Raw genomic sequence first — 264 nt, 5'->3', positions numbered from 1 at the left:
CGGCGGATTCACCAGGAGTACGTCGAGACGCCGGTAGAAGTGCTGCTAGATGGGCACAACCGGCAATTGGTGGTGCCGCAACTGCCCAAGGAGCTGTACGGCTACCTGCGCTACGACATCCAGGGCGCAGGCGGCGAATACCTGATTGGCCTCAACGAAGGCACCGAGGTCAGGCTCAGTAACGAGGCCGGTCGTCAGCCGTCACGCTGGATCATCGACAGCAGCCAGCTTGAGAGCGACAGCATCACCGTGGCGAAGGACCAC

1 protein-coding gene is annotated in these 264 nt (G+C 62.1%); it reads left to right on the top strand.

Features of this window, described 5'->3' with window-relative positions; genetic code table 11:
- Positions 1-264 (top strand): TcdA/TcdB pore-forming domain-containing protein (locus SB756_RS31145; RefSeq protein ID WP_410913380.1); only part of this gene is annotated, 264 nt, incomplete at both ends.

Source organism: Pseudomonas sp. SIMBA_068, from assembly GCF_046534705.1.
Taxonomy (GTDB): Bacteria; Pseudomonadota; Gammaproteobacteria; order Pseudomonadales; family Pseudomonadaceae; genus Aquipseudomonas; species Aquipseudomonas putida.
The sequence above is the reverse complement of the archived record's forward strand: the minus strand, read 5'-3'. Positions and strand labels throughout refer to the sequence as shown.